Source organism: Archangium minus (genome assembly GCF_044360475.1).
GTDB lineage: Bacteria > Myxococcota > Myxococcia > Myxococcales > Myxococcaceae > Archangium > Archangium minus.
Genome location: NZ_CP043494.1, coordinates 10,402,329 through 10,426,864, shown reverse-complemented (window position 1 = coordinate 10,426,864; position 24,536 = coordinate 10,402,329). Strand labels below are relative to the sequence as shown.

The 24,536-nt window shown below is 68.7% G+C and carries 19 protein-coding genes; 11 read left to right on the top strand and 8 right to left on the bottom strand.

Translation table 11 applies throughout. The features are described 5' to 3' along the window. Positions 1-3 precede the first annotated feature (3 nt). Positions 4-2,307 carry a membrane dipeptidase gene (locus F0U60_RS42690; protein ID WP_395808741.1) on the top strand — a complete coding sequence of 768 codons (2,304 nt, stop codon included), beginning with the start codon at positions 4-6 and terminating at the stop codon, positions 2,305-2,307. Between the two features lie 60 nt (positions 2,308-2,367). Here the strand turns inward: F0U60_RS42690 and F0U60_RS42685 are convergent, their stop codons facing one another. Continuing rightward, positions 2,368-3,933: a hypothetical protein gene (locus F0U60_RS42685; RefSeq protein WP_395808739.1), complete on the bottom strand. Its 1,566-nt coding sequence runs from the start codon at positions 3,931-3,933 to the stop codon at positions 2,368-2,370. Positions 3,934-4,136: 203 nt separating this feature from the next. Between F0U60_RS42685 and F0U60_RS42680 the strand changes: the two genes are divergently transcribed. Next, entirely contained in the window at positions 4,137-4,841 is a 705-nt protein-coding gene (locus F0U60_RS42680) for a class I SAM-dependent methyltransferase (RefSeq protein WP_395808737.1), read from the top strand. A gap of 8 nt (positions 4,842-4,849) precedes the next feature. On the opposite strand, the gene F0U60_RS42675 is transcribed toward F0U60_RS42680, so the two are convergent. From F0U60_RS42675 to F0U60_RS42665, 3 genes are all read right to left on the bottom strand, one after another. Beyond that, complete coding sequence (locus tag F0U60_RS42675) at positions 4,850-6,676, bottom strand: hypothetical protein (RefSeq protein WP_395808735.1); 1,827 nt, start codon at positions 6,674-6,676, stop codon at positions 4,850-4,852. 141 nt (positions 6,677-6,817) lie between these two features. Next, positions 6,818-7,510 (bottom strand): response regulator transcription factor, encoded by a 693-nt coding sequence (locus F0U60_RS42670; RefSeq protein ID WP_395808733.1) that lies wholly within the window; start codon positions 7,508-7,510, stop codon positions 6,818-6,820. Further along, entirely contained in the window at positions 7,507-9,030 is a 1,524-nt protein-coding gene (locus tag F0U60_RS42665) for a sensor histidine kinase (RefSeq protein ID WP_395808731.1), read from the bottom strand. The genes F0U60_RS42670 and F0U60_RS42665 overlap by 4 nt, the downstream gene beginning before the upstream one ends. Positions 9,031-9,223: 193 nt before the next feature. Between F0U60_RS42665 and F0U60_RS42660 the strand changes: the two genes are divergently transcribed. Together F0U60_RS42660 and F0U60_RS42655 are read left to right on the top strand one after the other, a co-directional pair. Continuing rightward, the gene (locus F0U60_RS42660; protein WP_395808729.1) at positions 9,224-10,018 is read left to right on the top strand and encodes a DeoR/GlpR family DNA-binding transcription regulator; all 795 of its coding nucleotides are present in this window, start codon (positions 9,224-9,226) and stop codon (positions 10,016-10,018) included. Beyond that, complete coding sequence (locus F0U60_RS42655) at positions 10,015-11,223, top strand: MFS transporter (protein ID WP_395808727.1); 1,209 nt, start codon at positions 10,015-10,017, stop codon at positions 11,221-11,223. Before F0U60_RS42660 ends, F0U60_RS42655 begins: the two co-directional genes overlap by 4 nt. A 16-nt stretch (positions 11,224-11,239) precedes the next feature. On the opposite strand, the gene F0U60_RS42650 is transcribed toward F0U60_RS42655, so the two are convergent. Beyond that, positions 11,240-11,833, bottom strand: coding sequence for a hypothetical protein (locus tag F0U60_RS42650; RefSeq protein ID WP_395808725.1), 594 nt, complete (start codon positions 11,831-11,833; stop codon positions 11,240-11,242). A gap of 193 nt (positions 11,834-12,026) precedes the next feature. On the opposite strand from F0U60_RS42650, the gene F0U60_RS42645 reads away from it, so the two are divergent. Next, positions 12,027-13,028 carry an NAD(P)H-dependent glycerol-3-phosphate dehydrogenase gene (locus tag F0U60_RS42645; RefSeq protein ID WP_395808723.1) on the top strand — a complete coding sequence of 334 codons (1,002 nt, stop codon included), beginning with the start codon at positions 12,027-12,029 and terminating at the stop codon, positions 13,026-13,028. A gap of 22 nt (positions 13,029-13,050) precedes the next feature. On the opposite strand, the gene F0U60_RS42640 is transcribed toward F0U60_RS42645, so the two are convergent. Both F0U60_RS42640 and hflX read right to left on the bottom strand, forming a co-directional pair. Beyond that, on the bottom strand, positions 13,051-13,485 hold the full coding sequence (locus tag F0U60_RS42640) for a hypothetical protein (RefSeq protein ID WP_395808721.1): 435 nt from the start codon (positions 13,483-13,485) through the stop codon (positions 13,051-13,053). A gap of 60 nt (positions 13,486-13,545) precedes the next feature. Next, on the bottom strand, positions 13,546-15,264 hold the full coding sequence (hflX, locus tag F0U60_RS42635) for a GTPase HflX (RefSeq protein WP_395808719.1): 1,719 nt from the start codon (positions 15,262-15,264) through the stop codon (positions 13,546-13,548). A gap of 170 nt (positions 15,265-15,434) precedes the next feature. Between hflX and proB the strand changes: the two genes are divergently transcribed. Continuing rightward, the gene (gene proB, locus F0U60_RS42630) at positions 15,435-16,562 is read left to right on the top strand and encodes a glutamate 5-kinase (protein ID WP_395808717.1); all 1,128 of its coding nucleotides are present in this window, start codon (positions 15,435-15,437) and stop codon (positions 16,560-16,562) included. 57 nt (positions 16,563-16,619) lie between these two features. Here the strand turns inward: proB and F0U60_RS42625 are convergent, their stop codons facing one another. Then, positions 16,620-17,090, bottom strand: coding sequence for a hypothetical protein (locus F0U60_RS42625; protein WP_395808715.1), 471 nt, complete (start codon positions 17,088-17,090; stop codon positions 16,620-16,622). A 309-nt stretch (positions 17,091-17,399) separates the two neighbouring features. Here F0U60_RS42625 and F0U60_RS42620 point away from each other — a divergent pair, with 309 nt between their 5' ends. From F0U60_RS42620 to F0U60_RS42600, 5 genes are all read left to right on the top strand, one after another. After that, positions 17,400-18,419, top strand: a complete 1,020-nt coding sequence (locus tag F0U60_RS42620) for a helix-turn-helix transcriptional regulator (protein ID WP_395808713.1) — start codon at positions 17,400-17,402, stop codon at positions 18,417-18,419. After that, entirely contained in the window at positions 18,416-19,339 is a 924-nt protein-coding gene (locus F0U60_RS42615; protein WP_395808712.1) for a helix-turn-helix transcriptional regulator, read from the top strand. The genes F0U60_RS42620 and F0U60_RS42615 overlap by 4 nt, the downstream gene beginning before the upstream one ends. 9 nt (positions 19,340-19,348) lie before the next feature. Beyond that, positions 19,349-20,965, top strand: coding sequence for an FHA domain-containing protein (locus tag F0U60_RS42610; protein WP_395808711.1), 1,617 nt, complete (start codon positions 19,349-19,351; stop codon positions 20,963-20,965). 77 nt (positions 20,966-21,042) lie between these two features. After that, positions 21,043-22,305 carry a phosphatidylserine/phosphatidylglycerophosphate/cardiolipin synthase family protein gene (locus F0U60_RS42605; RefSeq protein WP_395808710.1) on the top strand — a complete coding sequence of 421 codons (1,263 nt, stop codon included), beginning with the start codon at positions 21,043-21,045 and terminating at the stop codon, positions 22,303-22,305. Between the two features lie 341 nt (positions 22,306-22,646). Then, entirely contained in the window at positions 22,647-24,488 is a 1,842-nt protein-coding gene (locus F0U60_RS42600; protein WP_395825691.1) for a protein kinase, read from the top strand. Positions 24,489-24,536: the final 48 nt, after the last annotated feature.

The window sequence follows — 24,536 nt, the reverse complement described above, 5'->3', positions numbered from 1 at the left end:
TTCATGGAATTCCCTATTCGGTCCAAGGCCGTGCTGGCGCTGGCACTCGCGCTGGCGCAGGGCTGCGGTCCCGTAGCGCAGGAGCCCGAACCTGCTCCAGTCGCCACGGCCGCGCGGGGGCTCGGCGTGAGCGGCTTCGCGGAGCTGCACCACCACATGTTCGCCGAGGAGGCCTTTGGCGGCGGTTGGTTCCACGGGAGCCACACCGGCGCGCTGGAGCGTTGTGACGGCGGCGCGCCGGAGAGTGACCATGCCCGCGTGCGCATGGACCTGAGCGAGATGCTGAAGCTGTGCCCCAACTCGGGCAGCGTGGACCTGCGCGGTGTCCCTGTGCTCGCCGACCTCTTCGGCATCGGTGGCGCGGTGGGCTCGGAGTTCATCGGCAAGATTGAGGGCACGGAAGGGGACACGGGGCTGCACCTGGGCCGGCGCGAGGTGCGCACCGAGTGGCCCCGCTGGGACACGCTCGCGCACCAACAGTCCTGGGACGGCTGGCTGAAGCAGGCTCACCAGGGCGGCATGTCGCTGGTGGTGGTGTCGCTGGTGAGCAACCAGTTCCTGTGCAAGGTGCTGCCGTATCAGAACCTCAAGCGCCCGTGCGATGAGATGGCGGATGTCGAGGTGCAGCTCCAGATGGCTCGGGATTTCGATGCGCGCACGGACTGGGCGGAGATCGCCCTGTCGCCCGCGCACGCGCGCAGCATCATCTCCTCCGGGAAGCTGGCGATGGTGCTCTCCATCGAGACGAGCAACCTCTTCGGCAACAAGGACTGGCGCAGCGAGCTGGATCGCTTCTACGCGCTGGGCGTGCGCACCCTCCAGCCGGTGCACCAGCTGGACAACCGCTTCGGCGGCGCGGCGCTGCACAACCCCCTGTTCCATGCGGCCCAGTTCCTCGAGAACTGCCACATCGACTTCGACTGCGGCACGACGACGAAGGACTTCACGCTCGGCTTCGACGTGGCCCGGGACGCGGCGGGCAACTGCCGTAACACCAAGGGGCTCACCGCGGATGGCAAGGCGCTGGTGCAGGCGATGATGGCCAAGGGGATGCTCATCGACCTGGCGCACATGGGGGAGAAGGGCGTGCAGGACTCCATCGCGCTCGCCCAGGCCAACAGCTACTACCCGCTCTATGTGTCGCACGGCCACTTCCGCGAGGTGATGAACCCGAAGCTGGCGGACGACGAGAAGACGACGCCGGCGTGGGTGGTGCGCGCCCTGCGGCAGACGGGCGGCATCTTCGGTCTGCGCACGGCGCACGACGAGACGCGCACGTACACGAAGTCTGGCGTGGCCAACAACTGTCACGGCTCCACCCGCTCGCTGGCGCAGGCGTACGAGTTCGGCCGCCAGGGGTTGAAGATGCCCATGGCCTTTGGCGCGGACCTCAACGGCTTCATCCAGCAGACGCGGCCGCGTTTTGGGTCGCATGGTGCGTGCTCGGCCACCTTCCAGGCGGAGGCGGATGAGCAGGCGCGTCAGCAGGTGCTGTCCGGGCCGGGGCGGTTGGGCACGGACTTTGATGAGTACGGCCTGGCGCACGTGGGCCTGCTGCCGGACCTGCTGAAGGACCTGGGGCGGGTGGGGGCGCAGACGGAGGGGCTCGCCAACTCGGCGGAGCTGTACATCCGCATGTGGGAGCGGGCGAACGGTCCGCGCACGGGGATGGCGGACGCGGCCTCGGACATCGACACGAGCGGGGTGGCTCCCTACGAGGACAAGTCTGTGCGTGAGGCGCGCTACCCCACCGTGTGCGGGATTGCCTACGCGCCGGACACGAAGGTGCTGAATGAGGGCTGCCGCTTCGACGCGGAGTGCATCAGCGATCAGTGCACCTCGGTGCTGTGCTCCACCTTCGATGGACGCTGCGTGTGCAACGATGACGGGGACTGCGGCGCCTCGGCCTACTGCCAGGACGAGATTCCGGCCAACCCGGGAGACAACGACTGCGTGCCGAAGAAGGCGGACTGGGCCTCGTGCAGCCGGGATGGGCAGTGCCTGTCCGGGGAGTGCGGCGGCTGTGCGGACACGGTGGGCTGGTGCTACACGCCGAACTCAAAGGCGTACGGGCAGAGCTGCAAGTCGGATAACGAGTGCACGACGGGGCGGTGCGGTGCGGACTGCTACCTGAACCCCACGGGCACGTGCCTGTGCGACAGCGATTCGCACTGTGCGAGCAGCCAGTACTGTGGCTGGGGAACGAACTCGGGCAAGTGCCAGGACAAGAAGTCGAGGGGAGCGGCGTGCGCGTACGACCGCGAGTGCCTCTCGAACAAGTGCCGCTGGTCGTTCACCTGCGCCTGAGCTGAGCCCCCACCCCTCTCCCTCTGGGAGAGGGACGGGGTGAGGGTATCGAGGACCGTCTCAGTCCCCGGTGTAGATGCCGATGGCGCCGGGCACGCTGGTGACGTCGTAGCCCATGAAGCCCACGAGGATGCGACGCCTGCCGCCGGAGCGGTCCACCTGGATATCGGCGATGCGGCTGTTGCAGAGCCGGTTTTCGAACTCGTTGCAGCCGTAGGTCTGCACGCTGCCGCCCTTCACCCGGTAGATGATGCCGAGCCAGCGGGTACCGGTCCACACGCTGCCATCCTGCGGGTCCACCGCCACCGAGGACAGCTCGGACACGGGGAGTTTGACGTACTGGAAGTCACCGCCTTCCGCGTTCATCCGCGCGAGCCCGCGGGTGAAGGAGCTCACCCAGACGGTGTCACCCGCCACGGCCATGGCGGAGACGTTGTCGTCGATGCGGTCCCCGGGCAGGGACATGTTGGGCTCGCCCACCTTGTCGGGCCAGATGTCGAAGCGGTTCCAGGCGTAGGGCGCATCCTCGGTCATCGACTGCGCCGTCCAGTAGCTGAAGCCATTGGTACCGTAGCGGAAGCGCGTCGAGCGGTTGGCGCCGCCGAAGAAGGCATCGCCGCTCGAGTGCACCGCCACGCCGTAGTAGGCGTCGGTGAGGAGGACGCCGTTGCCCGTATCACCGATGGCGTTGATGGCCGGGTGCACGTGCTCGTACACGCCAGTGCAGGAGAGCTGCCCGTTGCAGGTGTTGTTGCCGGTGAAGCGGGCATCGCCCCGAGCGAAGCCGTGGTTGCCGCCGAACCAGACGCTCTGGGTGTTCTTGTCGTAGGCGATGCGCAGGATGTTGCAGAGCTTCTCGCGGCCGCGCTTCTCGTCCTTCACCACGTTGGGGCCCGAGAAGATGTCGTAGTGGACGACCTCGAGGGTGCCATCCGGGCGCAGCGTCACCTTGTCCGCGTCGCCGCTCTTGTAGCGGGACGGGTCCGGAGCGATGCCGTCCGTGCGGTCCCAGTTGTTCTCGCAGTGATCCCCGTTCTTGCCGGGCCTGCCCTCGTAGCCCACGAAGACGGTGCCGGCGGGGCCGCCCGCCACCGAGATGACCTTCAGGTACTTCTCACCCGGTGGCTCGCTGCCGTCGGCCATGAAGCCGTAGGGCCGCAGGCCCTCCGCCATCGTGAAGCGCTGGAATGTGGTGGCGCCCGGACGGAGCAGGAAGAGGCCGTCCTCGCCGCCGGCGACCCAGACGTTGCCGCCCTCATCCGCCGTCACGCCGTAGACGCGCCGGGGCCCTCCGTGCTGGGTGCCGAAGAACTGCCAGCCCGAGGTCGTGGGGAAGTTGATCGCCTCCTCGATGGGAGGCGGCTTCGGCGTGCCCGAATCGGGAGTGCCCGAATCGGGAGTGCCCGAATCAGGCGTCTGGGTGCCCGCGTCGGGGCTCACGCCACCATCTGTCTCCGTGCCCGCGTCGGGAGGCGGCTTGCTCGTGCCGTCCCTGTCCTCCCGGGGCGTGTCTAGCCCGGGGTTGCCCTGCTCGGACTCGTCATGGTGCTTCTCCGTCTGCGTGCAGCCCGCCCACACCGCGCCCGTCACGACGAGCGCCGCCGCCCACCGCCATCCACCCTTCATGTTCCTGCCCACCCGTTCTCTGTGGAATTCAGGTGCCCACCGGGCACCCTCAACTCCTCGCATCGCAAGCCGTGGGCCAGCCTGACCTGTCTTCTGGAAGGGCCCATGCGTCCGCTCCCGGACAGCGTTTGGGTAGGCGAGTGCCCAAGAGCGGCAGGGTCCTAACCCCTTTGCGCCTCCAACCGTGCTACTGCGGAAAAGCAATGGCCGGAAACGACACGCGCGGTCGCACGCCGCTCTCTCTCGTGGGGCAAGAGCCCGACATCCTCTTCTATACCCGTCAGGCGACTGGGCATGGTGGGTCCGTGCTGGTGCTGGGCTCGGCCAACGGACGGGTGGCCTGGGCGCTGGCGGAGGCCGGCCTGTCCGTGCTCGGCGTGGATCCGTCCGAGCGGATGGTGCGGGCCGCCGAGGAGCTCCGGGCCTCGGAGACTCCCGAGGTGTCTGGCCGCATGCGCTTCCTGAACGCGGATCCGCGCTCGCTGCGCCTGCCCGAGCGCTTCCCCGTGGTGCTCGCGCCCCAGCACGCCCTGGGGCTGATGGGCTCGCACGAGGACCTCGAGGCCTTCCTGGCCACGGTGCGCCACCACCTGGAGCCCGGGGGCGTCTTCGCCTACGACGTGCTCAACCCGCCTGCCGAGCCCGCCCCTTCTCGGGACACGGATGAGGACGAGCCGGGTGCCGCCCTTGAGCCGCGCCGGCCGGTGTTCGCCTTCCACCTGCGTGAGCGCCGGCAGCCCGGGACGCCGCTCGGCATCCGCCGCCTCAAGCTGAAGCCCTTCTCTGTGGAGGAACTGGACGAGGCGATGAAGGCCTGTGGGCTCACGCCTCGCGAGCGGTATGGGCGGTTCGACGGTAAGCCGTTCGACCCGGAGGACTCGCGGCACATCGGCGTGGTGGACGGGTAGGGGACTGCTCAGAACCTGACCGCGGCGCCTGTGAGGAAGGCGGGCGCGGAGAGGGTCCGTTGGTGGGCGGGCTCCCGGAGGGCGTCGAGCTGGCCGCGGGCGAACAGGCGGAAGGTGCTCGTCACGTCCACCTGGCCCTCGGCGTAGGCCCCGAGGTCCGAGGGGGCCGAGAATCCACCGCCCCCGCGGAGCCACCCCAGGCTGATGCCCGCGTTGCCGCCCAGGACGAGTCCGAGCCGGAGCTGTCGGGTGAGAAGCCACTCCGCGCCGGCTTCTGCCGCCAGGGTAGCGACGTGCACGCCATGGAAGGTGCCCAGGTTGGAGAGGTGGAGGGCCCCCTTGTAGCCGACTGCGTCCAGCGCCACGGACGCGAACACCCGGAGCCGCTGCTGTTCGCCGAGGCTCGTCCCCGTCTTCGCGCGGGCTCCGGCGACGGAGAGCTCGAGGCCCCAGCTCCGGTCCATTCCAGTGAACCGAGTGAGCCGCATCGGGGCCCACGCCACACCGGCGGACAGCGTGTCACCGGTGTCCGCGTTGTTCATCTCCACACGCCGTTCCGCCGGTGCGAAGCGGAGGTCGGCATAGGACAGGCTTCCTCGCGGGCCAGGACTTACTGCGAGCCTCCCGTCGAGCGAGGCCCACAGCTGGTACTCCGGGAGCCGCACGGCGTCCCACGTGTCTTCGGGGACCACGGTCTCCCGGAGCACGAACTGTGTTTGGAGCAGGACGCTCCAATCGGAGCCGGAGAAACGGAGCCCGCCCACGCCGACCTCGAACAAGGGTCGAAGGAGCGGCTCGTCGACACGCGGGGCCTCGTATCGGGGTGGCGCCGGATTGGCACTCGTCGCCAGCGCGTCCTCTGGCGCCTTCTCTTCGTTGGTACCGAAGTCCGGCCGGCTCCGGCCGCAGGCGGCCCAGAGGGAGTGGTCCTCCTGTGGAGGGACCTCACCCTGGGCGATCAGCTCCTGGACGTAGCGGACGTTGAAGTCATCCGCGTGGCGCGGGTAACGCGCGTAGCGCCGGTAGTGCTCCTGGAACACGTCACTGTCGAGCCGTGGGCAGTAATCCCGCTGCAGGATGGCGCGGACCTCGCTCCAGCGCTTCGACGTGAAGGCGGAGTTGTTGACGCTCTCGTCGAGCTGCGGAGAGACGTACTCGCGCCAGTCGAACGGACGCTGCAACCGCCAGCCCTCGGGGGTCTTCACGAGCCGCGGGTTCTCGTCCTGGCACAGGCTCCGGTAGAAGAGGAACCCCTGGTAGTTGGCCTCGAGGTCGGCGAACGAGAAGACCCCCGTGGTCGTCAGGCCGAGGGAGCCCTTCTCCGTGCCCACCCCGTAGCGAATCACCCGCTCGAGCGCTTCCCGTTCGGGGACCCCTGCTTCGCGGTAGGCGTGGTAGCGCTTGTTGTACTTCCACCCTGTCTGGAAGAAGTGGGAGAGCTTGTCGGCGCCCATGTGGACGCCGGCGACGTTGAACGTGGCCTTGATCCCGAAGTAGAGGCCCCAGTCCCAGAGGCGCTCGTTGCGGTAGAGGGACGAGGTCTCCTGGAACCGGTCGTAATCCGCCTTGAGGGGCTTCCGGTCGATGCGGGGGGTGTTCTCCGCCCAGAGCTCGATTTTATGGAGCCCGATGATGCGGAAGCGCTGGTAGATGCGGTGGGAGACGTCCTCGCAGGAGGCTTTCTCCCAGGACCCGGTCCGGTTCACAAGCGCCAGGGCGCCGAGGATGTCGCGGTTGACCTTCTCGTTGAGGACCTCCAGGGAGTCCCGCGGCGGCTTGTCGATGGCGAAGTACTGGTCCGTCTCCGTCGCGTGAGCCGTTCCCGCCACTGTCACGGCGACCCACGCGGCCAGGATGACAGGCCATGTTTTCGAAGGAGCTGAACCCACCCGCAACCCATAAGAAGCCTTCGGGCGGGAGCCATCTGGTGAACTGCCGGAACTGTCCGGCAGCGGACGCGGCGGCTCGGGGGGTGCTCAGCGGTCGAAGCGGTAGCCGAGTCCCCTCACGGTGAGGAAGTGTCGGGGCTGCTCGGGGTCCAGCTCCAGCTTGAGCCGGAGCTGGCGCATGAAGTTGTCCACCGTGCGGGCGCTGCCCTCGTAGTCGTAGCCCCAGGCGGCGCTCAGCAGCTCCTCGCGGCTGAAGGTGCGCCCCGGGTGCGCGAGGAAGTGGGCCAGCAGCTTGAACTCCTGCGCCGTCAGCTCCACGGGCTTGTCGCCGCGTGTGACCGTCTTGGCGTTCAGGTCCACCTGCACGTCCCCGAAGCCCACCGGTGGCGGCTGCCCCGAGGCAGGGTAGCGCCGGCGCAGCACCGCCTTGATGCGCGCGAGCAGCTCCGCCAGCCCGAAGGGCTTCACCACGTAGTCGTCCGCGCCCAGGTTGAGGCCCAGAATCTTGTCTGGCTCCGCTCCCTTGGCGCTGAGCACGACCACGGGCGTGTCCCGGCCGCGCTGGCGCAGCTCCTTGAGCACCTCGAAGCCGTTGAGCTCGGGCAGCATCAGGTCCAACACCATCAGGTCCGGCGTCTCGTCGAGCGCGCGTGCCAGCCCTTGTCGGCCGTCCTGGGCCTGGAGGACCTCGTAGCCCTCGAACTTCAGGTTCATGGAGAGCCCGGCGAGGATGGCCAGGTCGTCCTCCACCACCAGGATGCGTGTTGGCTTGTCGCTCATACCTTGTGCACCGGAAGCTGGATGGTGAAGCGGCTGCCCTTTCCCAGCTCGCTCTTCAGGGTGATGCGCCCGCCGTGAGCCTCTACGATGCGCTTGGCGATGGCCAGTCCCAGTCCACTGCCTTCCGTCTTTCGCGTGAGCAGGTTGTCCACCCGGTAGAAGCGCTCGAAGATGCGTTTGCGGTCTTGCCGCGCGATGCCCATCCCGTGGTCCTCCACCGTGAGGTCCACCCAGCGTCGACTCGCCCGGACGGAGAGTGCGATGCGCTTGTCCTCCCGGCTGTACTTGTAGGCATTCTGCAGCAGGTTGAGCAGGGCGCCGGCGATGGAGACGCGGTCCACCTGGACCGGGGGCAGGTGCTCGGGTACGTCGACGGTGAGCTGCATGTCACCCTCCAGGCGCTGGGCCCGGAAGGCGGACACGGCGGTCTCCACCACCACCGGCACGGGCAGCGTTTCCCGGTGGTACTCCTTGCGGCCGCTCTCGATGCGAGACCAGTCCAGCACCCGGTCCACGAGCGTGCTCAACCGCTCCGTCTCCTGGGTGAGCATCTTGAGCACCTCCTGCGTCTGCGCGGGGTCCTTCACGCGGCCCAGGGCGAGCGTCTCGATGAACATGCGGATGGAGGTGACGGGGGTGCGCAGCTCGTGGCTCACCAGGGAGACGAAGTCCGTCTTCATGCGCGACAGGCGCGCCTCGCGGTACAGCACGCGGCCGGTGTAGACGACGCCGAAGGTGAGGGTGACGTAGAAGAGGCCGAGCAGCACCACGTACAGCAAGCGGTTGCGGTAGGAGGCGCGGGCCACGGGGTCCTCGCCCGTGGGCACCACGCCCAGGCGGAAGTCCTGCAGGGGCGGGGGCAGCAGCAGCTCGGCGAGCACGGCAGGTCCGAGCGCGTTGGCCCGCGCCTGTGCCACCTCTGACACCAGCTTGCCCATGAGGCCCTCGCCCGTGGACTCATGGCGGGCGACGAGGACGAACCGGACGGGCTCGGTGGTGGACACCCAGCGCTCGGCTCGCTCGTCGAGGATCTCCTCCACCGCGTCCTGGGCCAGGCGGACACCGTGCACCACATCTCCCTGGCGCTCGGCGGCGATGAGCGTGGCGTGCCCGCCGACCATGAGGGAGAAGCGCGAGCTGCCGGGCGGGAAGTCCGAGGCTGAGAACCTCACCGCCTGCAGGGCCGCGGCGAGCTCCGTGTCGCTGGTGGTGACCTGCTGGCCCTCGACTCGGAAGGAGGCTTGGGTGGACAACAGCCGCCCGCCGGGGGCCACCAGCCGGGGCTTGCCGTCCACGAGCTCGAAGCGCGAGGAGCGCAGGAGCATGGGCAGCTCCTCCGCGAGCGATTCCAGTGTGCCCTGCCAGACGGCCTCCAGCCGTTTCTCCACCGCGGCGCGCTCGTTGATGATGGCCACCACTCCGAAGCCCGAGAGCCCAGCCGACGGGAGCACGACCAGGACAATGAGCAGCGCGAACGTGCGCCGGAAGCTGAGGATGATGGAGGGCTGAGAGCTCGACACGGCCCCCCTCCTTTACCCCCATGGTGGGACGGGTGCTCGACTTCGTTCTCTCAGGAGCCTGGGGATGCGTTATCTTGCAGGAATATGCGTGAAGTCTGCATGAGCCAGCGGTTGAGCGATGGTGTTCCCGCATATTCGTGTTGAAACCCGCATGAAACAGGCGTAATCACGCATCCATGAGGGTAATGGACGCATGAGCACGCAAACTTCCGCTTCCCCAGAGGCGCCAGCGCCGGTCCTGCTCCCCGAGGAGCGGCGGCGCGTGATTCTCGAACAGCTCAGCCAGCGGGGTCGGGTGCTGGCTACGGATTTGTGCCGGATGTTGCAGGTTTCGGAGGACACCATCCGAAGGGACCTGCGGGATTTGGACGAAGCGGGCCTGCTCAAGAGGGTGCATGGGGGGGCACTGCCGCTCACCCAGGGGTCCGTGGGCCGAGCCTTTGGTGTCCCCCAACAGGAGAAGCAAGCCGTCGCCCGTATCGCGGCGGGGCTGATTCGTTCCGGACAGGTGGTGTTCCTCGACGGAGGCACCACCCTGCTGGAGGTGACTCGCAGCCTGCCATCGGACCTGCGCGCCACGATTGTCACTCCCAGCCCAGCGGTGGCGGTGGCGCTGGCGGAGTATGGGGGGCTTGAGGTTCATCTGGTGGGGGGGCGCCTGCACCCTGGCTCCCTGACGGTGGTGGGCGCCGAGACGGTGGAGGCCTTGCGGCGGGTGAGGGCGGATCTCTGCCTGTTGGGCGTGTGCAGCCTGCACGCTGAAGTGGGCATCTCCACCGCGTACGCCGAGGAAGCGTCGACCAAGCGGGCCATGCTCGAGAGCGCGGCCGAGACCGTCGCCGTGCTCACCGCGGACAAGCTCGGGACCGTGTCGCCCTTCGTGGTGGCTCCCGTCAGCCGGTTGACCACGCTGGTGACGGAGGCCAGCGGGACCGAGGCGCAGCTCGCGCCCTTTCACAAGCTCCCACTCCGGATCCTGAGCGCATGAGCACGAACACGACGAACGCTCCCGTAGACGCACGGCTGGCCCTGGTGCGGCGCGTGGCCATCGCCACCATCTTCTTCGTCAACGGCGTCGCCTTCGCGAGCTGGGTCCCGCACATCCCCGCCGTCCAGGCGCGGTTGGGCCTGAGCACCGCGGAGCTCGGTCTGGCGCTGCTCGCTGTCGCGGGTGGGGCCCTGGTGTCCATGCCGCTCACGGGGGTGCTCCTCGAGAGGTGGGGCAGCGGCCGGGTGACGCTCGTCAGCTCCCTGCTTTTCTGTGTGCTGGTGGCCCTGCCGGTGCGCGCGTCTGATCTGTTCCTGTTCGTGCTGTCGTTGCTGGCCTTCGGCGCGGCCAACGGCGCCATGGACGTGGCGATGAACGCCCATGGCGTGGCCATCGAGCGATGGATGGGCCGGCCCATCCTCTCCTCGCTGCATGCCCTGTTCAGTCTCGGGGGGCTGGCGGGCGCTGGGTGCTCCATGTTGGTGCTCAAGTCGGGCCTCTCCCCATCCGCGCATATGGTGGGGGCCGCGGGAGGCGGGCTGCTGCTCGTCGGCGCCGCCGCGCGTTTCCTGGGTCAGGGCTCGGCCGGTCATGCTGGCTCCACGCCCTTCTTCGTGCTGCCACGCGGGCCGCTGTTGTGGTTGGGGGGCCTGGCCTTCCTCATCCTGCTCACCGAGGGGGCGGTGGCGGACTGGAGCGCCGTCTACCTGCGCAACGCACTCCATGCCGACGCGTATATGGCGGGAGCGGGCTATGCCGTGTTCTCACTGGCCATGACCGCGGGGCGGTTGTTGGGAGATCGCCTGGCCGCGGCCTTCAGCCCCGTGGCCCTGCTGCGTGCCGGGGGGTTGCTGGCCGCCGGGGGGTTGGGAGTGGCCCTGCTGCTCCACCATCCCCTCGCCGCGGTGGTCGGGTTTGGCTGCATGGGACTGGGCCTGTCCAACATCATCCCCTTGTTGTTCAGCGCCGCGGGCCGCACACCGGGAGTCCCCTCGGGAATGGCCATCGCCTCCATGTCCACGGCGGGCTATGGCGGCTTCCTGGCCGGCCCGCCGCTCGTCGGCTTCGTGGCGGACGTGGTGGGCTTGTCCCTCGCGCTCGCCATGCTCGTGGTCTTCCTGTCCATCGTCGTGGCCACCGCCGGTTGGGTGGGCGCCTCGAGTCCAGAGGAAGCAGCGCTTGAGGTGGACGTGCTCCGCGGGTGACGTGGCCGCGGTGGCCTCAGGGCCATCCGGCGTCGGGAACAGTGGCGTTGGGCGGGGGGGTGCTCGGGGGCGGGGGGGCGCTTGGGGGCATGCCGGCCTGCAGGAGGCGCTCGTTCGTGGTGGTGAAGAGCGTCGTGCGAGCGATGTCGAGCGCGCGCTCCTTGTCCTTGCCCAGCCAGGTGACGACGATGCCGCAGGGCGTGTCATCGTCCCAGGCGGAGACTTGGAGCATGCCGGGGGCGGGCTCGCGGCGGGCGGCGGCCTTGCCCATGGCGGGCACCTCCACGCCGCCCGCGCGCAGGGTGGGCCCGAGCAGCGCCCGTACGTCCTCTCCCTCGAAGTGCTTGCGGCAGTCGTAGGCGATGGAGACGGTGACGTCCTTCTGCTCGGCGGACTGGAAGATGCAGAGCGGTCCACAGCTCGGGCAGGGCCGCTCCTCCTTCAGGGTGAAGCCGGGCAGGGATTCACGGACCTCGATGGCGACGAGCCCCTCGCAGGTGAGGGCGCTCGGTGGAGGCAGCACCCCCGCGTCATTCGTCCCCTCGTTTCGCGATCGGCACGCACCGAGCACCAGTGCCAGCACCACTCCCGCGCCCCTGCCTGCCCTCATCCCGGACTTCCTCCTCCCATGCTCACTCCCGTGAGGCGGCGGATGGTAGACCGACCCGGCCCCCTGGTGGCCACGAGGAAGTGCGGCCTGCTTGCTGTCCGACGTTGCGCCGCCCGCCCGCTGGGAATCCTCGTTCCGAGGTGGGGTGTGGTCTAAGCTGCGCCTCCCCCCTCGTTCCTGGGAGATACGCACCATGCGCGCCAGTGTCATCGGCTCCGGCTCCTTCGGTACCGCCCTCGCCAACGTGCTCGCGGTGAACAGCGAGCAAGTGGGCCTGTGGGGCCGGGATGCCGCGCTCGCCGAGGCCATCAACACCCGCCACGAAAACGCCTCCTACCTTCCTGGCATCCCCATCTCCCCGCGCGTGCGGGCCACGACGAGCCTGCAGGAGACGCTGGAGGGCTCGGAGATGGTGGTGCTGGCCACGCCCAGCCACGCCACCCGCGAGGTGGTGTCCCAGGCGCTGCCGTACCTGCCGCGGCACGTGCCCATCATCACCGTGGCCAAGGGCATCGAGAACGAGACGCTCCTCACCATGACGGAGCTGCTCGAGGACTGCCTGCCGGAGGAGTACCACCCCTACATCGCCGTGCTCTCCGGCCCCAGCTTCGCCAAGGAGCTGGCCCAGCGCATGCCCACCGTCGTCACCATCGCCTCGCATTGGGAGAAGGTGGCGGTGCGCTGCCAGAAGGCGCTGCAGACGGAGACGTTCCGCTCCTATACCTCCAGTGATGTGGTGGGGGTGCAGTACGGCGGCGCGCTGAAGAACGTCATTGCCATCGCGGCGGGCATCGCCGACGGGTTGGGCATGGGCCACAACGCGCGTGCGGCCATCATCACCCGCGGACTGGCGGAGATCACCCGTCTGGCGGTGCGCAAGGGCGGCAACCCGCTCACCCTCTCGGGCCTGTCTGGCATGGGAGACCTGGTGCTCACCTGCACCGGCGAGCTCAGCCGCAACCGGCACGTGGGGATGGAGCTGGGACGGGGCCGCACGCTGAAGGAGATCCTCGGAGACATGAAGCAGGTGGCCGAGGGCGTGAAGACGGCGAAGAGCGCGCGAGATCTCTCCCGCAGGGTGGGGGTGGAGCTGCCCATCTGCGACCAGGTCTACGCCATCGCCTACGAGGGCAAGAGCGCTCGCGTCGCGGTGGTGGAGCTGATGACCCGCCAGCCCAAGTCCGAGCTGGTGTGAGGCCGGGCCGGGGCGGCGGCGCTCAGTGCCGGCCGCCGATGCCCTTCACCCGCCACACGGTCTGGCGCTGCGTGGTGGTGTGCGAGACGAGCACGCCATCCTGCTGCATTTGATCCAACAGCCGTACGAGCTTGCTGCGGTCCAACCCCGTTGCCGCTGCCAGGTCCGGAGTCTCCAGGCCCGCGGGGTAGCGCCGCAGCTCATCGACGATGAGCTTCTTGAACTCGGCCTTGACGGCCCCATCCATATCCTGGGCCTTGGTGGCCTGGAGGATGGCAACCGTCACCAGCGCGAGCACCAAGAGTCCCAAGACGGGGTAGATGATGTGGCTGTTGCGCTCGAGCAGCTCGAAATAGTTCGGATCCACCGATGAGGCCGGCTTTTCCGGCTGCCGTTCGAGGCCGGGGATGGGGAGCTGCGCGAGCAACAAGGGCAGGGCAGGGAGGGTCAGCGGCATGAGCAAGGCACCGGGACTGTAGAGTGCCCCGGTGCCCGCCCGCAACCCTGCGCCCCGAGGCTACGCCGCCCCGAGGTTCTGCACGGGCTCCTCGTCCACAAGCCCGAGGTCCGGCGAGGTCTCCTTGGCGACCAGCCCGAGCTCGCGTGAGGCGCCCTCGGCGAAGAGGGTGGTATCTGCCTTGGCCAGCAGAGCGGACAGCCCCTCGCGGCTCGCGGCGCTAATGGCGACGCCGCCGCGGGTGCGCAGCAGCGACTCCACCTCTTCCTGGGTGAGCAGGTCCGCCTTGTTCCACACCATGAGGCGCGGCTTCTGCATCAGGTCCAGCGAGTCGAGGATGTTCTCCACCGCCTCCACCTGCTCGTCGCGCGAGGGGTCGCTCGCGTCCACCACGTGCAGGAGCAGGTCTGCGTCGTACAGCTCCTCCAGCGTGGCGCGGAAGGCCGCCACCAGGTCCTTGGGCAGGTCCCGGATGAAACCCACCGTGTCGGTGATGATGACCTCGCGCTCCTGGGGGAAGCGCAGCCGGCGGCTGGTGGGGTCCAACGTGGCGAACAGCTTGTTCTCCGCGAGCACCTCGGAGCCGGTGATGGCGTTGAGGAGCGTGGACTTGCCCGCGTTGGTGTAGCCCACGATGGAGATGACGGGCAGGTCGCGACGGTTGCGCTGCGCCCGGCGGACCTCTCGCTCACGGGAGAGCGAGTCGATGCGCTTCTCCAGGTGGTTGATGCGATCGCGCGCGCGGCGGCGATCGATCTCGAGCTTCGTCTCACCCGGGCCGCGTCCGCCGATACCACCGGCCAGACGGCTGAGCGAGGTGTCGCTCTGGACGAGCCGCGGCAGGCGGTACTTGAGCTGGGCCAGCTCGACCTGGAGCTTACCCTCGGCGCTCTGCGCCCGCTGGGCGAAGATGTCGAGGATGAGCTGCGAGCGGTCGATGACCTTGAGGCTCGTGGCCTCGCTGATGTGGCGGCCCTGCGAGGGGGTGAGATCCTTGTCGAAGATGAGGACGTCCGCCATGGCCTGCATGGAGCGCAGGTTGAGATCCTCGAGCTTGCCGCGGCCGATGAGGTAGCGAGGGTCGGCCTCGCGGCGCATCTGCAGCACGCTGTCGATGACCTCAACGCCGGCGGTACGCGCCAGCTCCTTGAGCTCGGCGAGGCTGGCCTCCGCGTGGGCGCGGTTGCCGTCCAGGCACACGGCCACGAGGATGGCCTTGTCGCGACCGGAGACGGTGCGCGCGGCGGCCTTGCGGTTGAGCTCCTCCTCCAGCGCCTCGAGCGTGTCGAGCACATCCGGCTGTCCGTCGTGGACGTCGGGGAGTGTGGAGACGCTCCAGAATTCACCGGTGCCGTTCTCGGGCACGAGGTGCGCGTAGTGGAGCACGCCGGGCAGACCCGTCTCGCCTACGCCCACCGCGGCGACCATGTCCAGGCGCAGCAGCGCGAGGTCCGTCAGGTCGTCCTTGGTGAGTGGCTCGCTCTTGAGGTGGGTGTGCACCAGGCGCAGACCACGCAGACGCACCTGGCCGGCGCGGGCGCGGCCGATGTCCGGCAGCTCCAGCTTGTGGGCGTTGCCCACCACCACGTACTCGATTTCTCCCTTGCGGTTGAGGAGGACGCCCACCTGCCGGTTGGTCTCCCTCGACAGCTCGGTGAGGTGACGGGCGAGCTCGGGGGAGACGATCTCATGAGGCGAGACGCGGCGGCGGTAGGTGTTGCGCAGCCGGCTCTGCTCGCTTGCCTTGAGTCCCAGGGTGTTTCCGTAGATTTCCTTCAAAAGTGTCCTTCTCCCGCGCGGTGGGGAAGGCGCCCGCGCTACGCCGTCTCCTGTCCTTCTTCACCAGGAGGATAGGTGCCTTCCGGTCCAGATTCATCTCCGGGTTCACCGAATGGCCGACCTCGTACAACACGAGCCCGACGCATGGACTTCCGGCATACTGACAGCGCGTGAATCTTTCTGGACGAGATGCGGTGCGCGCCGCTCGGCGCGTGGTGGTGAAGATCGGGACCAACGCCCTCACGAACGCCACGGGCCGCTTCAACCGGGCCCACTTCGAGGCGCTGGGCGAGGACCTGTTGTGGGCGTCCCAGGGCCGGGAGTTGGTGGTGGTGTCCAGCGGTGCCATTGCCCTGGGCGTCGAGCGGCTGGGCTTGCCCGCGCGTCCCAAGGACATCCCAGGCAAGCAGGCGTGCGCTGCGGTGGGCCAGAGCCGCCTCATGCAGGCGTACGAAGAGGCCTTCGGCAAGGCGGACCGGCGGGTGGCCCAGGTGCTCCTCACGCATGGCGACGTGCAGGATCGCCGTCGTTACCTCAACGTGAAGCACGCGCTGGAGCGCCTCATCGCGGCGAACGTGGTGCCCGTCATCAACGAGAACGACACCGTCTCCGTGGACGAGCTCAAGTTCGGTGACAACGACACCCTGGCCGCCCTGGTGGCCGGTGTGGTGGAGGCCGATGCGCTCATCGTCCTCTCCGATGTGGAGGGCCTCTTCACCGCGGATCCTCGCAAGGACCCCCATGCTCAGCTGCTCCCTCAGATAGAGGCCGTCACCCCGGAGCTGCTCGCCCTGGCCGGTGGCTCCGGCTCCCAGGTGGGCACCGGTGGCATGTCCACCAAGATTCGCGCCGCTGCCCGCGTCACCGAGCTCGGTATTCGCTGCGTCATCACCTCCGGGGCCGTGCCCGGTCGTCTCCGCTCCGTGCTGTCGGGCGAGCCCGTGGGGAGCCTCTTCGAGACTTCTGGCACTCGGCGCAGCGCGCGCATGGCGTGGATCGCCCATGCCCTCAAGCCCAAGGGGCGCCTCATTGTGGACGGAGGAGCGCGCGACGCTGTCGTTGTCGGCAAGCGCAGCCTGCTGCCCTCGGGCATCCGCGCCGTGGAGGGGGACTTCGGACGAGGGGACCCTGTGGACCTCGTGGACGCGCAGGGGCAGGTGTTCGCCCGCGGGCTGAGCGCCTATGAGGACGGGGAACTACGGCGCATCGCCGGCCTCAAGAGCGCTGATATCGAGTCCGTGCTCGGCTACCGGTACCTCGATGAGGCCGTGCACCGGGATGATCTGGCCGTGTTGTGAGACGAGGGATGGACATACCCTCACCCCGACCCTCTCCCAGAGGGAGAGGGAGGTGGCTCAGATGGGACGGCCGGAGCCGCGATCCTCGGGATCCGCGGACAGGTCCATCAGCGCTCTGAACTCGGGCGAGTCCACCTTCATCAGCAGCAGCGAGACTTCCAGGTCACCCGGCCAGCGGCCAAGCTGGACCTTGCCCTCCTGGCCATGCAGCAGCGCCAGCTGGGAGTGTCCCTTGATCTCCGGCAGCACCAGGTCCAGCTCCAGGCGGAACGTCTCGCCCTCGGCCGTGGGGGTGAGCACCAGCCGGTAGTCGGGCTCTTGGGCACCCGGCTTGCGACGCTCGGCGCGCACCGTGCGGCCCGTCTCACCGAGCAGCTTGGGTTGCGCCACCAACCGCCCCTCGCGCCGCACCTCCAAGGCGAAGTACAGCGGCTCGGCATGAGCCTCCTTGGGCAGCGACGCAACGCAGGCCAATCCCACCAGCGCTAGCCCGAGCCATGCCTTCTTGATGAGGGTGGAGCGCGTCATGTGGGTCCTCGCAGGGCTTACCGCCAGACGAGCCCGCCCCGGCCAGGCGCGCGCGTCGCAGATTCATAGGAATATCCCAGTTACGCCCCGTTCGCGAGCCCGGTTACAGCGAACGCTCGCTCGCCATCCCGAGGTCGGTTTCGCTCATCCCCGAACACACCTGCTCAGCCGTTCAGCAAAAAGCTGTTCAGGTGCCCGTCCGACGGGTAGATCCACGGCGGCACGGATCGTGAGCGGGCATCCGCTTGTTGTCATGGTCCGCTGCCTTGACCCGACCTGACGCTTTTGCGCATTGTCGAAGACCTTCAGATGGACCGGACCGAACGCCTCCTCGACCTCGTGGCTCTGTTCCTGGACGCTCGGGAACCCATCTCCTGGGCGGAGCTGCGCGAGCACTTCCCCCACGACTACATGGGCATTTCCGACGACGCCGCCGAACGCAAGTTCGAGCGAGACAAGGCGGAACTGCTGGAGCTGGGTTTCCCCCTCACCTACATCCAGGGCGATGACGAACGGCGGGACGGCTACGTCGTCGACCGCGACGCCTACTACCTGCCCGAGGTGGACCTCACCAAGGAGGAGCTGGCTGTCCTCTACGCCGCGGGCAGCGCTGCGCTGACCTCCGGGGCCTTCCCCGGCCGGGACGACCTGTCACACGCCCTGCGGAAGATTGGCTTCTTCGCCGGCAACGCGCTGCCCACCCCACGTGTGCGCATGGAGCTGGGCACCGAGCAGGGGAGCCCACAGCTTGCCGCGCACCTGGAGCAGCTCTGGGAGGCATGTGCCGCGCACAAGTGGGTACAGATGTCCTACGCCTCGCCCAAGCGCCCGGACCTCACCGAGCGCAAGGTGGACCCGTACGGGCTCGCGCTGCGCCGGGGCATCTGGACGCTGGTGGGCTACTGCCACCTGCGCCAGGGGGTGCGCACCTTCCACGTGCACCGCATCCGCTCGCTCAAGGTGAACACCGCCCGGCCTCGCTCTCCGGACTTCGAGGTCCCCGAGGGCTTCTCCTTCGACAACTACGTCGCCACCTATCCCTGGCAGCACCGCTTCCATGCGCGCATGGACGTGCGCCTGCGCCTCACCGGGGAGCTGATGGGTCGCGCAGCCTCGCTCTTCCCGGGCGCGAGCGTGGCCCCGGCTCCAGATGAGGCGGGTGTCCTCGTGGAGCTGCCGGTGACGTTCCTGGATGGCCTGCTGCGCTTCTGCATGCAGCTCGGGCCGGACTGCCGCGTGGAGTCCCCCGAGGACGCCCGGGAGCGGGTGAAGGCCATGGCCGCGAGCATCCTCGAGAAGCACGCACCCCGTGAGGAGGTGGCGGCATGAGCGTCCACGAGCGTCTGCGCCGTCTGCTGTTCCTCGTCCCCTTCGTCTCCTCGCGCCCTGGCATCTCCGTGCAGGAGCTGGCGAGTGCCCTCAACGTCAGCCGGGAGCACCTGCTGGAGGACCTGGACCTGCTCGCCTGTGTGGGCCGGCCTCCCTTCAACCCGGACGACTACATCGACATCTACGTCGAGAACGAGCGCGTCTACGTCGACCTCGACCAGCGCCTGTCCGCGCCGCCGCGACTGACGGTGGGCGAGGCCTCGGCCCTGGCCGCCTCGGCGGAACTGCTGCGTCCGGCGGCGGGTGATGCGCTGCGCAGCGCGGTGGAGAAGCTGGAGCGCGTGCTGCCTCCGGGCGCGGGCGAGCGCTTCCGCGAGATGTACCGGAAGATCGACGCCGCGGTGGAGGCCCCGCAGGCCCTGGGGCCGCTCACCCGCGCCATCCACGAGCGGCGCGAGGTGACGTTCGACTATGCCACCCCCGGCCGTGGCGCCCCCGAGTCGCGCCGGGTCCGGCCGCACGAGCTGCTCAGCCACCGGGGCCAGTGGTACCTCCAGGCGTGGTGCCTCAACCGCCAGGACGATCGGCTCTTCCGGGTGGACCGGATGCAGGACCTGGCCCTCACCGACGCCTCCTTCCAGCCCCGGGAGGACGCCCGCGCCGAGGTGCCCAACCCCGCCCGCACCAATGCCGCCGTCCGCGTGCGCTTCTCCCGGCTGGTTGCGCCCTACGTCCGGGAGCGCTTCGGCGAGGACGCTCGCCTGCTCGCGGATGGGGGCGTTGAAGTGCGGGTGGCGGGAGACAACGAGCGCTGGTTGACGCAGTGGGTGCTATCGTTCGGCGGAGAGGCCGAGGTGCTCGAGCCTGCCTCGGCCCGTGCGGCCGTGGCCCGTGCGGCGAAGGCCGCGCTAGGAGTCTGAGGGTTTTCCATGAGCTTCCAGCTGACGATTGCCGAGGGCAAGGAGGCCGGGAAGGAGTTCGTCTTCGAGCAGGACTCTGTCCTCATCGGCCGTGTCGCCGAGTGTGACGTCGTCCTGTACGACGCGGGCATCTCCCGCCGTCACTGCCGCATCTTCTCCGAGGGGGGCGAGTACTTCGTCGAGGACCTCGGCAGCTCCAATGGCACCCGGGTCAATGGCACTCCGGTGGAGGGGAAGCAGGCGCTGTCGAAGGGCGATCAGCTGTCGCTCGGTCCCGTGGTGTTCGTCTTCTCGCCCACGCTGGACGAGGATGTCACGGGGGAGGAGCCGCTCCTCGCGGGCGACAACAGCACGCGCATCGTGTCTGTGGAGCAGGTGGCGCGTCCGCGCAGCCGTACCCGCAGCGAGGCCCTGGCACCCGAGGGCGCGAGCGCGGATGACCTCGAGGAGGCGCAGCTCAACACGACTCGCCCCATCCAGGCCCTGCGTACGCCCACCCGTGCTGGAACCCAGCCTGCCCTGCCCGCGACGGCTCCCGCCCGCACGTCCACGCGTGCCGGCTCCCAGCCCGCTTCCGCCGCACTGGCGCGTGCTCCGGACTCCGCGCCCGCGGCTCCGCCCCGGCGTCCCACAGCCAACGCGGTGGCGCGTAACGCTTCGCCCCAGGGGGGTGGGGGGTTGTCCGCCGCGGAGCGCGCCCGCATCCGGCGCGAGTCACCGGGCTTGGTGGGTAACCTCAAGCTCTTCTGGCTCGAGGCGAACCAGAACGTGCGCCGGGGCATCATCGCCCTGGGCGTGATGGGGGCGCTGGGCCTCGTAGGCCTGCTGTACTGGGTGGTGCTCGGCAGCGAGCAGTCGGTGGCGCGGGGCCCTGAGCCCGTCACCCTCAGCGGCAAGCCCATCGATGACTCCTTCGGCTTGGGCGAGGGCGTGACGTGGGAGCGTCCGGACCAGAAGGTGTTTGAGTGGGAGTACACCGCCGCCACCCGCGCTCTGGGCCTGCTGCACTACCAGGCGCAGGGCATCTCCGACGGTGAGGTGGTGATCACGGTCAACGGCGTGGACCTGGGCAAGGTGCCCCCGGACACGATGGCCAGCCAGGATCGCGTCCTCGAGCTGATGATTCCCTCGGAGATGCTCAAGAAGGGCGAGGTCAACCGCATCACCTTCGACAACACGAAGAATCCTCCTGGCGAGGACTCGTGGCGCATCTGGAACATCTGGCTGGAGAAGGTGCTGCTGCCGGAGATTCCGCCCGAGCAGCTCCTGGAGGAGGCGCGCAAGTCGTATATGCGCGGCCGCAAGAACATGGAGAACGCGACGGTGGGCGCGCGCAACCGCTACGAGGCGTGGAAGTCCTTCCGCGAGGCGTGGCTGCTGCTGGAGGCCCACCCCGAGCCCAGGCCGGATCTCTACTTCGAGGCGCGCGAGCGCGTGAAGGACGCGCAGAAGGAGCTGGACCGCGTGTGCTCCAAGCTGATGCTGGAGGTGGAGAGCTACGTGAACCAGAACAACTGGCAGGCAGCCTCGGCCACGTTGGACCATACGCGCGAGTACTTCCCGGATGACTACGACCAGCCCTGCGCGCGAATGGCGGAGGTGAAGCGCGCCAACCTGGGGTTGTAGTCGTTGTGTCGGGGTTGACGCCGGGACAGGGCTGAGCGGTTGCCGGATCGTCCGACCATTCCCACCCTTGTCTCACCATGCGTGAGCTGGAGGTGGGGATCGGCGCGGAGGCCAGGGAGCGGACCGGGGAGACACCAGAGCAGGAGGTTGGTTGCCTGCCTGCTCCCAAGCCGGTGTGGAGCCCCCAGGTCTCTCCCTCTCTGCTGGCCCGCTACTACCTGCCGCGCTCGCACTCCGTCCTGCGGGGTAATGCGTGCCAGTTGCTGCGCGACGGGGTAGAGGCCTACCCGGCCATGTTGGCGGCCATCCGCGGGGCCCGCCGCTACATCCACCTCGAAACGTACATGTTCATCTCCGACGCGGTGGGTGAGCTGTTCGGCGAGGCGCTGGCGGAGGCTGCCGAGCGCGGCGTGCACGTGAAGGTGCTCTACGACGCGCTGGGCTCCTGGACGAGCCGGCGCGACTTCTTCGAGAGCCTGCGCGCACGCGGCGTGGACATTCGCCCCTTCAAGCCCTTCAGCAGCCTCGGCCGAGGTCTGCGGTACCTGCTGCGGCGTGACCACCGGAAGATCTTGGCGGTGGACGGTGAGGTGGCCTTCATCGGCGGGGTGAACATCTCCGCGCATTGGGCGCCGGAGGGGCAGGGCGGTGCCTGGCGCGACGACGTGCTGCAGGTGGAAGGGCCGGCGGTGTACGAGCTGGAGCGCCGCTTCGTGGCAACCTGGCGCATGGCCTTTCAGGATCGGTTCCGCTCCTGGCGAGACTCGCGCCACCGGAAGCGACAGGCCGCGCTGCGCAGACGGGGCGAGGTGAGCCTGGCGGTGCTCTCCAGCCGTCGGAGCATCCACCGCGCCTATCTGCACGCCATCTCCCGAGCGAAGCGCAGCGTGCTGGTGGCGGCCGCGTACTTCATCCCGGACCGGAAGCTGGTGGCCGCGTTGCGAGACGCCGCTCAGCGCGGGGTCGAGGTGAGCCTGCTGCTCAACTCGAAGGGAGATCATCCCTGGCTGGTGCACGCCACGCGCGCCTTCTACGAGAAGCTGCTCACCGCGGGCGTCCGCATCTTCGAGTGGGAGCGCTGCGTGCTGCACGCGAAGACGGCGGTGGTGGATGGAGCGTGGGGCACGATTGGCTCGTTCAACCTCGAGCGGCTGTCGCTCCTCTTCAACCACGAGGTGAACGCTGTCTTCGCGGATCCTCGGCTGGGACGCGTGCTGGAGGAGTCCTTCCGCGGTGACTGCCAGACCTGCCGGGAGGTGGACCTGGCGGAGTTCCGCCGCCGCCCGCTGTGGCAGAAGCTGCTCGAGCGCGTGCTGTATGCCTTCCGCAAGATTCTCTGATGGGAACGCTCCCTCTCATTGACTGAGAATTTTGTGGGTTCCTCGGGGGGCCGCGTGAGCGCGCTCGCCCCATACACGTGACTGATAGGCGCTGCCTTCCATCTGTGGGCGCGCATTCGCCCGAGAGCCAACAAACACGGTCGTTTGGAGGGCAGGCAGGGTAAACAGTCTCGGGTAATGCATTCTCTCGTTCCTGGAATCTGTGCCACCGTCTGGCCCTGCGGCGGAGGGGCTTGCGCCGTGGCCCCGGGTGGGGTTCCGGGCCTGTCCCGAGGAGGAGACGTCTCGTGACGCAGCAACTCGGCAAGTACCAGCTGATCCGCAAGCTCGCCACGGGAGGCATGGCCGAGGTGTTCCTCGCCAAGGCCGCGGGCCCCATGGGCTTCGAGAAGACGCTGGTGCTCAAGCGCATCCTGCCGCACCTCGCCGAGGAGCCTGCCTTCGTGGAGATGTTCCTCTCCGAGGCGAAGCTGGCCGCGCAGCTCACCCACCCCAACATCGTTCAGATCTTCGACTTCGGTGAGGCCGACGGCGCGTACTTCCTGGCCATGGAGTACATCGACGGGCCCAACCTGCGAGTCCTCATCAAGCGCGCTTCGGCGCAGGGCCGCGCCCTTCCTCCCGCCATCTGCGCTCGGCTCATCGCCGACGCGTGCGATGGGCTGGCCTTCGCCCACGACTTCGTCGACCCGGACAGCGGCGAGACGCTGGGGCTCATCCACCGCGACATCAGTCCCGACAACATCCTGCTGTCCCGGCAGGGCTCGGTGAAGGTGGTGGACTTCGGCATCGCAAAGGCGGCCGGTCAGAGCCACCGGACGCAGAGCGGCGTCATCAAGGGCAAGCTGGCGTACATGCCGCCCGAGCAGGTCCGCGCCAAGGCTCTGGACCGGCGGGTGGACGTGTACGCGCTCGGCGTTGTCCTCTACGAGCTGCTCACGGCCCGCAAGCCGTTCGATGTGGACACCGACGTGGGCCTCATGCAGGCCATCCTCTTCGATCCGCTCGTGCCCGCCACGCAGTACCGGCCAGACCTGTCCCAGGCCTTGCTGCGCATCCTCGACAAGGCGCTCGCTAAAGATCGCGAGCAACGCTACCCGGACTGCCTGGCGCTCCAGTCGGACCTGGAGGATTTCATCCTCTCGGCCGGCAAGCCGGTGAAGACCCAGCACGTCGCCCAGTTCATCGCCCAGTTGTCGTCGGGCACCGACAACCCTCAGCCCACGCCTCAGTCCGGTACGCCTCGCAGTGGGCCGAAGCACTCGCTTACCCCGGCCCACACGCCGGCTCCGGTCCGCACGAGATCGGGCGAGCTCTCTTTCCGCGATCGCGAGACGGTGAGGACGCCCAGGCCCCAAGCCCTGAGTCCCGAGGTGGCGGCGCCCAAGGTGGTCTCGGATCGCGAGACGTCCCCGTACATCCCTCCCGAGGAGACGATGCCTCAGGCGGTGTCTGGCCCCACCGGGCACATGGCGACGCGGGAGCAGCTTCCGGCCGAGTTGCCCCGGCGGTCCGGCAAGTGGGTCTCCGCCCTCGCGGGAGTCGTGCTGCTCGGAGTCGGAGGCGCGGTTGTACTCTGGCGGACGAACTCCGGCTCGGAGCCCCAGGCGCAGCCTGACGTTGTGGTCCAGTCCACTCGTCCCGCTACGACGCCACCCCCTTCGACCCAGGCCACCGCTTCGGAGCCCACGACTCAGCAGCCCGCCCCCTCGCAGCCCGCCCCAGCTGGCACCCCACCTCCCAGTGGGCAGGCCGAGGTCACTCCCAATACGAAGCCCTCTCCCGTGCCTGAGGAGCAGCGACCCGAGCAGAAGCCGCCCGAGGAGAAGTCGCCCGTGATAGCGGCGGCCAACCCCTCGGGGACGAAGGAGTCACCCCCGGCGGGCACCAAGCCTGCTCAGGAGGGTCGAGTCCCCCGGCCGCCGCCGCGCCAGGCTTCGGTGGCGCCCGCGCCGCCCAAGGTCGTGGCCAAGGGCACCATCGAGTTCCGCATCCGCCCCTATGCCACCGTCTTCATTGATGGGAGGAAGCTGGGAGATACGCCCATTCCGGCCACGGAGTTGCCGGTGGGGCGCTACACCGTGAAGCTCGTCAATCCGGACATCAAGAAGACGGTGACCCAGATCGTCGAGGTAAAGGCCGGTCAGCCCACCCTCATCAAGCTCAACCTGGCCGAGGAGTAGGGGAGCGCGCGTCAGCTGGCCGCCGGGTTTCGGACCTTCGGTTCCAGG

What these genes read in the sequence shown, in the direction of transcription:
- F0U60_RS42605 (WP_395808710.1), top strand. Translation starts at nt 21,043, where the DNA reads ATGCGTGAGCTGGAGGTGGGGATCGGCGCGGAGGCCAGGGAGCGGACC.
- F0U60_RS42600 (WP_395825691.1), top strand. Translation starts at nt 22,647, where the DNA reads ATGGCCGAGGTGTTCCTCGCCAAGGCCGCGGGCCCCATGGGCTTCGAG.
- F0U60_RS42680 (WP_395808737.1), top strand. Translation starts at nt 4,137, where the DNA reads ATGGCCGGAAACGACACGCGCGGTCGCACGCCGCTCTCTCTCGTGGGG.
- F0U60_RS42650 (WP_395808725.1), bottom strand. Translation starts at nt 11,833, where the DNA reads ATGAGGGCAGGCAGGGGCGCGGGAGTGGTGCTGGCACTGGTGCTCGGT.
- F0U60_RS42690 (WP_395808741.1), top strand. Translation starts at nt 4, where the DNA reads ATGGAATTCCCTATTCGGTCCAAGGCCGTGCTGGCGCTGGCACTCGCG.
- F0U60_RS42610 (WP_395808711.1), top strand. Translation starts at nt 19,349, where the DNA reads ATGAGCTTCCAGCTGACGATTGCCGAGGGCAAGGAGGCCGGGAAGGAG.
- F0U60_RS42640 (WP_395808721.1), bottom strand. Translation starts at nt 13,485, where the DNA reads ATGCCGCTGACCCTCCCTGCCCTGCCCTTGTTGCTCGCGCAGCTCCCC.
- F0U60_RS42645 (WP_395808723.1), top strand. Translation starts at nt 12,027, where the DNA reads ATGCGCGCCAGTGTCATCGGCTCCGGCTCCTTCGGTACCGCCCTCGCC.
- F0U60_RS42615 (WP_395808712.1), top strand. Translation starts at nt 18,416, where the DNA reads ATGAGCGTCCACGAGCGTCTGCGCCGTCTGCTGTTCCTCGTCCCCTTC.
- F0U60_RS42620 (WP_395808713.1), top strand. Translation starts at nt 17,400, where the DNA reads ATGGACCGGACCGAACGCCTCCTCGACCTCGTGGCTCTGTTCCTGGAC.
- F0U60_RS42625 (WP_395808715.1), bottom strand. Translation starts at nt 17,090, where the DNA reads ATGACGCGCTCCACCCTCATCAAGAAGGCATGGCTCGGGCTAGCGCTG.
- F0U60_RS42660 (WP_395808729.1), top strand. Translation starts at nt 9,224, where the DNA reads ATGAGCACGCAAACTTCCGCTTCCCCAGAGGCGCCAGCGCCGGTCCTG.
- F0U60_RS42685 (WP_395808739.1), bottom strand. Translation starts at nt 3,933, where the DNA reads ATGAAGGGTGGATGGCGGTGGGCGGCGGCGCTCGTCGTGACGGGCGCG.
- F0U60_RS42655 (WP_395808727.1), top strand. Translation starts at nt 10,015, where the DNA reads ATGAGCACGAACACGACGAACGCTCCCGTAGACGCACGGCTGGCCCTG.
- F0U60_RS42670 (WP_395808733.1), bottom strand. Translation starts at nt 7,510, where the DNA reads ATGAGCGACAAGCCAACACGCATCCTGGTGGTGGAGGACGACCTGGCC.